Source organism: Pseudomonas sp. 32_A, from assembly GCF_017490905.1.
GTDB lineage: Bacteria > Pseudomonadota > Gammaproteobacteria > Pseudomonadales > Pseudomonadaceae > Aquipseudomonas > Aquipseudomonas inefficax.
The window spans coordinates 1-433 of the sequence record NZ_JAFGYI010000384.1 but is presented as its reverse complement, the minus strand read 5'-3'; the positions used below and the strand labels follow the sequence as shown (position 1 = coordinate 433).

At 72.5% G+C, this 433-nt stretch carries 1 protein-coding gene; it reads left to right on the top strand.

Annotation, left to right across the window (positions count from 1 at the left end; translation table 11 throughout):
- Nucleotides 1-433, top strand: a 433-nt coding sequence (locus J5M58_RS27170) for a hypothetical protein (RefSeq protein WP_207880553.1), incomplete at both ends; no start/stop codon positions are given.

Below are 433 nucleotides of genomic sequence, written 5' to 3'. Positions count from 1 at the left end.
AGCAGGCACCCGGCTGCGCCAGTTCTCCGGCATCCAGGGCGACGGCGCCGGGTGCCTGCTCGTGACCCGCAACAGCCGCCGCAACCGCGTCGGCGGCGTCGCGCTGCACAACCATGCCGCGTGGTATCCGGGCTCCGATTCGGCCAACGCGGTCGAGCGCGCGATGATCTCCACCGAATGGCTGCACACGCACCGGATCGTCGACGCCGCGTGCGCGCTGACGGGCCGGCCGATCGCGCACTACGAACGCATCCTGCCGATCAACACCGACCTGCGCGGCTGGCATGCACTGTGCCGCGCGCTGCGCGTGCCCGCCGAGCGGCTGTTCGGCGCGAACGTCGCGCGCTGCGGCCACGTGTGCTGCTCCGATTTCGCCATCAATCTCGCCGACGACGGCCTCGCCGCGCTCGACGCGGGCCGGCACGTGATGGGC